Source organism: Candidatus Paralachnospira sp. LCP21S3_A2 (assembly GCF_052118925.1).
GTDB lineage: Bacteria > Bacillota > Clostridia > Lachnospirales > Lachnospiraceae > Lientehia.
The window spans coordinates 34,576-42,864 of sequence record NZ_JBQKGG010000017.1 but is presented as its reverse complement, the minus strand read 5'-3'; the positions used below and the strand labels follow the sequence as shown (position 1 = coordinate 42,864).

Sequence of the window (8,289 nt, the reverse complement as noted above, 5' to 3'; positions counted from 1 at the left end):
TCTATTATAAAACTGAAGTGGCTCATTATGACCGGAATAGTGGCTCACACATATCCGGAATGGTGGCTCAAGCTTGCCGGACAGGTGGCTCATTGGAGCACAGATTATTCAACAGCCCTTTCGCATCTGTATTGTTTTTCAATACTACAATACACATCTAATTTCGCCCAAAATATTTATTACATTATATTCCTTCAAAAATAATATCGTCAATCAAGAATAGTATCAATTTAAAGAAATTATTCTAATGTTTTTATGTTGTCTGCTGTAATAATTTTACTTTTTATACACTAAATAAATACATTCAAAATCTGAAATACTAATTCTATGTTGTTTGTATTAAGAGATTTAGAAATGGACTCATATTAGTCCCATTATATCATTTCTGGCCGATATGATAAAGGCAAATATGGACTAATTTCAGTCCTCTATTTCAGGTGAAGTGAATGGAACAAAAAATAAAACAGGTTGGGATTGATATTGGTGGAAATATCCGTCGTATCAGATTGCAGAAAGGCTACGGGCAAACTGAACTTGTCCGTATGCTCCAGTTAGAAAATATAGATATGACCAGAGAATCACTGGTAAAAATTGAAAGAGGTATTCAGCACATTACTGGCACTCAGCTTCGTGGTATCCGGGACTGTCTGCATACTACTTATGATGAATTGCTCAGCGAATCATCTAATAAAAAATAAAGAGCCTACCATTATCCGTAGAATACTCCACAGATAATAGTAGGCTTGCTTTATATCTCTTTTTTATCAAACCGCCTGTCGGCTTGCTTCTGTTACCAACATCCGGTTGATTTTCTCTTGCATGGTTTCTTTTGCATCTTCATTAAAATGATAACGGACAATGTAAACTGTCTGTCCGATTTTCTTTGTAAATGTGTTTCCTTCTGTTTTTGCATTCATCATTTTTTCCATAATCATCTATTTCCTTTCTTTCCTGTGCCCGACAGAGAGAGGATTGCTTCTGTCCCTGCCAGAAGTTTATTGGCACGCTGACAACGTAAGTGTCAACATGAGGGTTCAAACTTTTTTCGGGTAGTTTTTTCTATTTTCCAAAACACTATTGAAAAGTTTTTTGAATGTTCTTGTTGACACCTGTTAAAAAGTAACTGAAACACCAGTAAATATAAAGGATTTCGATGTCAACAAAACTGTCAACAAGTGATAAATTTCCGGGGAATCCGTAGCCTTTCGGCATCAAAATCAGCCTTTCTCTTTGTCGGGCAGGTCAAATGGCAGCTCCAACTGTTCTGCCTTCGTCAGTTTTGTAAATCCGTCTTTGTCCGGTTCGTTGCCAGCCTCTTCTGTCCCTTCTCTGATCCAGCTTCTCTGTCTGCCATAGCCTTCCTTTGAAAATCTGTGGACTCCTGCCCTCTTCCAGCCGGTGATCTGTGTATCCATAATGGAACAGATCTCATTTGTCTCGAATTTTTTCGGCTCCCGTTCAAAATGGTCAAAGGCTTCTTTCCAGATCTGGACGGAACATACATGACTCCCTTTATAAGCGTCCAGCCAGCCCTGAATCATTCCTGCCATCGTATCTTCCTGTGTAAACTGTTTCCGGTATTCCCTGATCTCCTGCTCCATTTCTTTTGAAAACTTCAACAGGCTGTTCTTATTCTCCGTTGACCAGTATATTTCCATTGCTTCTGCCCACAACTGGTCAAAATAGGATCTGGCTTCTTTTTCATCATCGAGGATATGCTTCTCTGCCTTGCTGCTGTCTATGGCAATCGGTAAAAATCGTCTTGCCCCGGTACGGTCAAAGGGAATGAACTGCCTTGTGTTCGTTGAACCGGCAAAGATACACTGACGCTTCCGGTCTTCCTCATATTTATCATAGGGATTCCGGTAAGTGTCTTTCTGCCTGGTCAGGAATGATTTGATCTCTTCATTGCTTTTCGCACTGATCGCTGCAATCATCTCTGACATTTCCATGATCCAGTGTCCCCGGAGATGCTCGTATATTTTACTGTCATTCAACTGCTTTAGATCATCGGAAAACCAGTCATCATTTATGGCAAGGAAACGGAAAAACGTGGATTTCCCGGCTCCCTGCTGACCTACCAGGCAGAGCATTTCGTCTGCTTTACAGCCGGGGCGGTATATCCTGCTCAACGCTTCCATCAGAAAATGCTTCACGATCTCATAGACAAAATCCGAAGCCTCTGCCCCCATATACCGTTGCAGGACATAACGGATTCGCTCCTGACCGTCCCATTCCAGTTGTTCCAGATACTCACAGATTGGGTGGTATGCCCGGCTGTTGGCTTCGATGCGGAGTGCCTTGTCCATACATTTTTCGCTTGTGAGCTTATAATAGCGTTCAAAGAAATAATAAAAATAAGTCCTGCCATCATCGTCCAGCTTGCAGACTTCCTCATTCCACCAGAGCTTTTTCACAATATCAATCCTGCCCGTCAGCTTGTTATACTTCATGCTCTCACGCACAAGCGGATCGTTTCTCAGCACGACCATATAATTCCCTACCGTTGCTTTGGCGGTTCCCTTCTGTGTATATTCCAGCATATTTTTCACTTCATCGACTTTACTTTTATCTACCATCCGGAGCATTTCCTTCATAGCATCTTTCTGTTCTTTTGTGGCGATCTCCTTTATCTTCTCTTTCGCATTGCTCAATCCTCTCCACCTCCTTCCATTTTTCTCTTACAAGTGCTTCCTTATCTGCCCTGTCCCCAAAGAGCAGGATATCCAGATAATACTCAACAACCGTCAGTTCCCTGAGTGCTGTCATGAACTTTTCATGCCATTCTTCCGTCCATGTTTCTGGTGCATACTTCTCTTTCCATTCCAGAAGTAGGCTGCGGTAATCCAGATATGCTCTCAGGCATCTTAGATATTTTTTCTGCCAGATTTCTTCTGGTGTCGGCTCCGGCTTTTTTATCGGAATGCTTCTCCTGTTCTTCGGTGATCCTCTATCCCTGCCGGAATAAGAAATTCCAAAATCATCTGCCAGTTTCATGGCTGCATCTTTCAATCCAATGCCAAACAGTTGTGCCGTAAAATCAATCGCATCCCCGGTACAGCCACATCCGAAACAGTAATATCTCCGGTCAACTTTCATACTGGGTGATTTGTCATTATGAAAAATACAACGGATGACAAGACATTTTTCCTCATTTCTTCTGGTAATTTAACATATTCCCATAATGCAATAATCACTTTCAAATCGGTGTCTCTCCGTAAAGGGGGTAGCTGAATGTACTCATTATTTTCGATTTTCATAATTCTGTTTCTCCTCTATGCCAATATGATTTTTTCTATTTTTTCTTTTGCCAGGTCAATCACAACTTCTACAAATACGCTGCCATATAAAACCAGAAATGCAGATATGATCATGCACAGTAAGAATAAAACCTGAACCCAATCCTTATAGCAGATGATCGTTCCAATCACCAGAGCAACAAGCAAAAGGACAACCGATGACTTTACAATAGACACCATATTTACAATCAGCTTAACGGGAATTCCTACAACCAACAAAACAAGCCATACCGGCAACAATAATATTTTTCCAATAAGCTTTAAACCAAACATATTTCTCCTCCTCTCGATCAAACAGCAAACTGCGGCATATCATGATTTACTTCTGCTTGGTAATACCCGTCAATCGTTGTTGGGGCATTGAACAATGCTGCAAGCATATATTTCTTGATATTCTTCACTTTTGATGTGTTCCGCTTAAAACAATCCAAAATATACTCAATGTGGCAATAATTCAGTTTTAAAAATTTACTGCGTACCAACTCTGCCGGATACCAGTTACTTGCAATCAGGATCTTTTCACTACTGCACAGAACGGTTTCTAGAATAAGCTCATAAATGCCCTGAATCAATGCTTCATCATACTGATGGGCAATAAGTAATGACTGATAATCTATGTTTTCCTTGATGAGATTCTGATAAGCGGATACTATATCCATCCCATCAACATCAGATCTCTGTCTATCGGATATGATTTGATCAGATTTATTCTTACTCTCTTTAATATCGCTAGTATTATTATAATTAGAGTTTGAATTGCAAACTTCTTGAAGTTTATTTTCAGGACTTCTTGAAGTTTGTTTTTGGGACTTCATGGAGTTTACTTTATAAACTTCTTTCTCTTCAAGATTATCAGCATTCGTTTGTTTTGTAAATTTCTGTGGTTCCTCTGCCGGTTTCTCTTCCTGTTCCTCATAGATCATAAAACTCTTCACATATATGATATTGGCTTTTCCAAATCCCTGCCTGCGTTTCTCGATCAGTCCGATTCCATTTTCATCATCCAGCTCCTGCAGGGATTTAACTGATTTATTTCTCCCACAATTCAACAGCTCCATGATATCCTCTATGGAAAAATAGATATATGCCCGGTTCTGTTCATCAAACCACTGGTTCTTGATGGATAAGGACATTCTGTCCAGCATCAATCCATATAATATCTTCGCGTCACTGCTGAGATTTTTGAAATATTCATTTTTGAATAAAAGTTTTGGTATCCGGTAAAAGCTGTACTGGTCAGCTTCATTCCCGTAAAAATATCTAAACGTCAATTTCTGATCCATCTTTTCTCCTTTCCTGCGATAGTGTAGTCCTGTTTTCGACACTTCTTACGCTACCGCAAAGTCTTTCACATAATAGATACTGGGCAGGCCCATACCTCTGAAATTCTTTTCTATCAGTCCGGCACTTTCAAGCTCTGCCAGACATTCCATTGCTTTTTTTCTGGTCACACCCATATCACTCTGAATTTCCTTGATGGGATAAACCACATATACCCGGTTATCCTCATCGATCCACTCGTTTTTAACAGCCATTCCCATACGGTCTAAGAGAAGACCGTAGAGAACTTTTGCGTGAATCGTCATATCAGTAAATGCTTTTTCGGTTACCAGCATCTTCGGTATATGTATGAACGAATACTGATCTGCCTGCTTTCCATATAAATATTTAAAATCCATCACATTTCCTCCTGTTCCTGTTTCCATTTCTCCAATAGCGCTTCAATTACCTTTTCCATATCTTCTGTGGTGTAGTCCTGTGGAAAGTACCTTGTCAGTTTCTTTTCGTTAAAAGTAATCTTTCTTGCCGGAGCTTTCACCGGAATACTGTTATTCATAATGCAGATCATCAAACTCTGGGTAACTGTTCCCTGTTCCAGATACTTTCTCAGCGCAGCAATCTGTTTTGGTTTTATAAATCCATTGTCGCAGATATATTCATAAATCCATTTCTGTACATCTTTAGGAATATATGAAATATCTACCGCAATCGTGAAGTTAAGACGTTTCATATCTACCATTTCAAGTAAATCTGGGATAAGTTCTGTCAAACGGATGAAACGCTGGATCTGAGCTCGGCTTTCTCCAACTTGTTTGCTCAATATTTCATCAGATCTCAACTTCGTCTCAAAATGAGACGAAGTTAAATCACTTCTGCATCCCTGTCTCTTCATTGCATCCATCTTCATCTTATAAGCAAATGCCTTTTCACTCGGAAGTAGTTCCTCCCTCTGAATGTTGGCATCCACCATAGCGATCACTGCATCATCATCCGTCATTTCCCTGACGATTGCCGGTATGGTTACAAGACCAGCCAGTTGAGCTGCGTGCATTCTCCTGTGTCCGGATATCATTTCATAATCATCATGATTATCAGGACGGATCAGAACAGGAGTAAGTTCACCGTTTTCCCGGATACTGTCAATCAGATCCTGCATTTTTTCATCATCAATTACTTTAAATGGATGTCCGGCAAAAGGATGTATTTTATCAATCTCAATCTCCATTGCAGACTCTTCATTTACAACTCCCAGAAGTTCATCAATACTTGTCAGTTTGATTTTCTCGCCGCTTCTATTTTTCATTTTCCAAAACCTCCTGTGTAAGACTCTTATATGCATTGGATACTTTGCTCTTAGGGCAGTGGGCATAAATGCTGATTCCCTCCGCACTTGTTTCTGCCGCTTTTACGGATAACGGTATTACATTTTCAAAAATCGTTATCTTTGATCCATATGTCACATGGAGCATCGTTGAAATATCCTTTGCGTAATTTGTGCGGAAATCTACCATTGTCAGCAGAATTCCCATGATCTGCAATTTCCTGTTCAGCCTTTTCTTTACCATAGAAATGGTTTTGATCAGCTGTTGGAGACCTTTCACCGGCAGATATGCTGCCTGTACCGGAATCAGAACTGCATCCGAAGCAACAAGAGCATTGATTGTCATCATTCCAAGGCTGGGCATACAGTCGATCAGAATATAATCGTATCGTTCTCTCATCATTTCGATATAATCTTTCATGATCATTTCCCGGCTCATCACATTTCCCAGGGTTACTTCCAGGGCCGACAATTCAATATTTGCCGGTAACAGATCCACATTCTCTTCATGATGAAGAATTCCATCCTCCGGTTTTATTTCTTCCTCATTAATAACTGCCAGCATGATCGTTGCCAGAGTAGTACCAAGATCATCCGGTTCCACATACCCCAGACTGGCTGTCAGGCTTCCCTGGGGATCCGCATCAATCAAAAGCACCTTTTTCCCTTCTTTCGCCAGGCCGATCCCTAAGTTTACTGTTGTCGTTGTCTTTCCGACCCCGCCTTTCTGATTTGTAACAGCGATTACTTTACACATTCTTCATTCCTCCGTTTCTTATTTGTCCCAATATTGTTCCATCCATATTTTTAAGATTGCTACGATTTCACGCTTCATCATTTCCGGTGTATAGTTGTTGGGAAAATATCTGTGAAGCTGTTCATTTGTAAATGTGACTCGGGATATTTCCCCTTTTTTTATCTCACTCAAAATATCCTGCATCTTTTCCAAAGATAGTTTTCCTTCTTTACTCAGTTTCTTCATCCTTTGTGCCTGAGAGAGAGAAGGGACAGACTGGGCATAATCCATTGCCTCGATCAATTCTTTTTGCTCATTTTCTTTTAAAGCTGCCAGTTCGACAGCCGGATTGAAGGAAATAAGTTCATCATCTAACTGTTGTAAAAGCTCCGGGATCAGGTTTGTAAGAGTAATATATCTTTGCACCTGCTTTGGACTTTCACCCGTTTCTTTTGCTATGATTTCCACTGTTCTTTTTCCTTTTAAATTGTGGTCAATTTGGCTACGCGGTCTTCCGGCAGTTCTTTTCATAGCATCATTTTTCATTTTGTATGCAAATGCTTTTTCACTGTAACTGATCCGTTCTCTTTGCAGATTAGCATCTACCATTTTAATAATGGCTTCTTCATCGTTCATAACTCGTATAATCACCGGTACTTTTCGATATCCAAGTAGCTGAGCCGCATATTTTCTTCTGTGACCCGAGATAATTTCATAAACTCCATCCGGCACCGGCCTTACGATCAGCGGATTCAATACACCGTACTGTTTTATGCTGTCCTTCAGGAGATGCATTTCCTTATCGTCAGTCACTTTAAAAGGATGGTCTTTAAATGATCTGAGTCTTTCAATCTCAATTTCTATGACTTTCTCATCCTCAAACAGCCTGTTTGATTCGTTTTCTTTTCCTGCCATTGAACTCCTCCTTTTCCTGTAATCCAAACTAAAAAATGCCCGTTCAGATTAGATTCTTATATTTGAATCTGATCCAAACGAGCATCCCGTTTGCCATTAGCTACAGCTAATGAAATATTCTATTGTTTCAGCTAATAGATGTTTGCAGAAGTTCCTTTCAGCAAAGGATTTTTCTCCGTTTTACCCTGTTTTACATCCCCGATCTGAGGTTGCAACAGGAACGAACCCCGATGTTAGCAGGAAGTTCATTTTTTCCCGTTTGCAAAACAGCATTTTTGATTAGCCGCCAGCTAACGAAAATCACTTCAAATTAGCTGGAAATTCATTCCCGACCTGCTTTTTTTCATCTCATTGAAAACAAAAAAGCGGTTCATGACATAGCATTTTCTGCTAATCATTACCGCTTTGTTTGCAACCGTCCCCTGCGGGAATCGAACCCACAGCTAGCGCTTAGGAGGCGCTTGTTTTATCCGTTAAACTAAGAGGACATTACCGATTTTTGGCTTAAACACTGGGTTTTTGCCACTTTGGTTCGGTAACCGTTTTATGATTTTCAGCTAATTTTGATTAGCTGGATATCATCAGATTATTATTTTATTAACAGTAGAGCATCCGCCAGAATGGGGAAAGCTTCGTTGTTAATTTTGTCTCTTCCAGAATCGATTCGAACTCCAAGTTCTTTTTTCTGTTTTCCCTCAGGGTTCAGCCGCGGCTCCTTCTTAGGAGGCGGACGCTCT

11 protein-coding genes and 1 tRNA gene are annotated in these 8,289 nt (G+C 40.2%); 2 read left to right on the top strand and 10 right to left on the bottom strand.

From position 1 onward, the window contains the following. The coding region (locus ACTQ3K_RS10910; protein ID WP_441567895.1) for a hypothetical protein at positions 1 to 204 on the top strand (204 nt) is incomplete at its 5' end. Between the two features lie 242 nt (positions 205 to 446). Next, positions 447 to 698, top strand: coding sequence for a helix-turn-helix domain-containing protein (locus ACTQ3K_RS10905; RefSeq protein ID WP_441047709.1), 252 nt, complete (start codon positions 447 to 449; stop codon positions 696 to 698). Positions 699 to 764: 66 nt separating this feature from the next. Here the strand turns inward: ACTQ3K_RS10905 and ACTQ3K_RS10900 are convergent, their stop codons facing one another. The 10 genes from ACTQ3K_RS10900 to ACTQ3K_RS10855 form a co-directional block, all read right to left on the bottom strand. Further along, the gene (locus tag ACTQ3K_RS10900) at positions 765 to 929 is read right to left on the bottom strand and encodes a transposon-encoded TnpW family protein (RefSeq protein ID WP_441047708.1); all 165 of its coding nucleotides are present in this window, start codon (positions 927 to 929) and stop codon (positions 765 to 767) included. 288 nt (positions 930 to 1,217) lie between these two features. Further along, the gene (locus ACTQ3K_RS10895; RefSeq protein ID WP_441047706.1) at positions 1,218 to 2,654 is read right to left on the bottom strand and encodes a VapE domain-containing protein; all 1,437 of its coding nucleotides are present in this window, start codon (positions 2,652 to 2,654) and stop codon (positions 1,218 to 1,220) included. After that, entirely contained in the window at positions 2,569 to 3,126 is a 558-nt protein-coding gene (locus tag ACTQ3K_RS10890) for a CHC2 zinc finger domain-containing protein (protein WP_441567896.1), read from the bottom strand. Before ACTQ3K_RS10890 ends, ACTQ3K_RS10895 begins: the two co-directional genes overlap by 86 nt. A 149-nt stretch (positions 3,127 to 3,275) precedes the next feature. Further along, positions 3,276 to 3,572 carry a hypothetical protein gene (locus ACTQ3K_RS10885; RefSeq protein WP_441567894.1) on the bottom strand — a complete coding sequence of 99 codons (297 nt, stop codon included), beginning with the start codon at positions 3,570 to 3,572 and terminating at the stop codon, positions 3,276 to 3,278. Positions 3,573 to 3,589: 17 nt separating this feature from the next. Next, positions 3,590 to 4,582 (bottom strand): DUF6017 domain-containing protein, encoded by a 993-nt coding sequence (locus ACTQ3K_RS10880; RefSeq protein WP_441567893.1) that lies wholly within the window; start codon positions 4,580 to 4,582, stop codon positions 3,590 to 3,592. A gap of 45 nt (positions 4,583 to 4,627) precedes the next feature. Continuing rightward, on the bottom strand, positions 4,628 to 4,978 hold the full coding sequence (locus ACTQ3K_RS10875) for a replication initiator protein A (protein ID WP_441567892.1): 351 nt from the start codon (positions 4,976 to 4,978) through the stop codon (positions 4,628 to 4,630). Then, complete coding sequence (locus tag ACTQ3K_RS10870; protein ID WP_441567891.1) at positions 4,978 to 5,883, bottom strand: ParB/RepB/Spo0J family partition protein; 906 nt, start codon at positions 5,881 to 5,883, stop codon at positions 4,978 to 4,980. Before ACTQ3K_RS10870 ends, ACTQ3K_RS10875 begins: the two co-directional genes overlap by 1 nt. After that, the gene (locus ACTQ3K_RS10865; RefSeq protein WP_441567890.1) at positions 5,873 to 6,658 is read right to left on the bottom strand and encodes a ParA family protein; all 786 of its coding nucleotides are present in this window, start codon (positions 6,656 to 6,658) and stop codon (positions 5,873 to 5,875) included. The genes ACTQ3K_RS10870 and ACTQ3K_RS10865 overlap by 11 nt, the downstream gene beginning before the upstream one ends. Before the next feature lie 18 nt (positions 6,659 to 6,676). Then, the gene (locus tag ACTQ3K_RS10860; RefSeq protein WP_441567889.1) at positions 6,677 to 7,552 is read right to left on the bottom strand and encodes a ParB/RepB/Spo0J family partition protein; all 876 of its coding nucleotides are present in this window, start codon (positions 7,550 to 7,552) and stop codon (positions 6,677 to 6,679) included. A 416-nt stretch (positions 7,553 to 7,968) separates the two neighbouring features. Continuing rightward, positions 7,969 to 8,040: transfer RNA gene (locus tag ACTQ3K_RS10855), tRNA-Arg, on the bottom strand. Positions 8,041 to 8,289 lie beyond the last annotated feature (249 nt).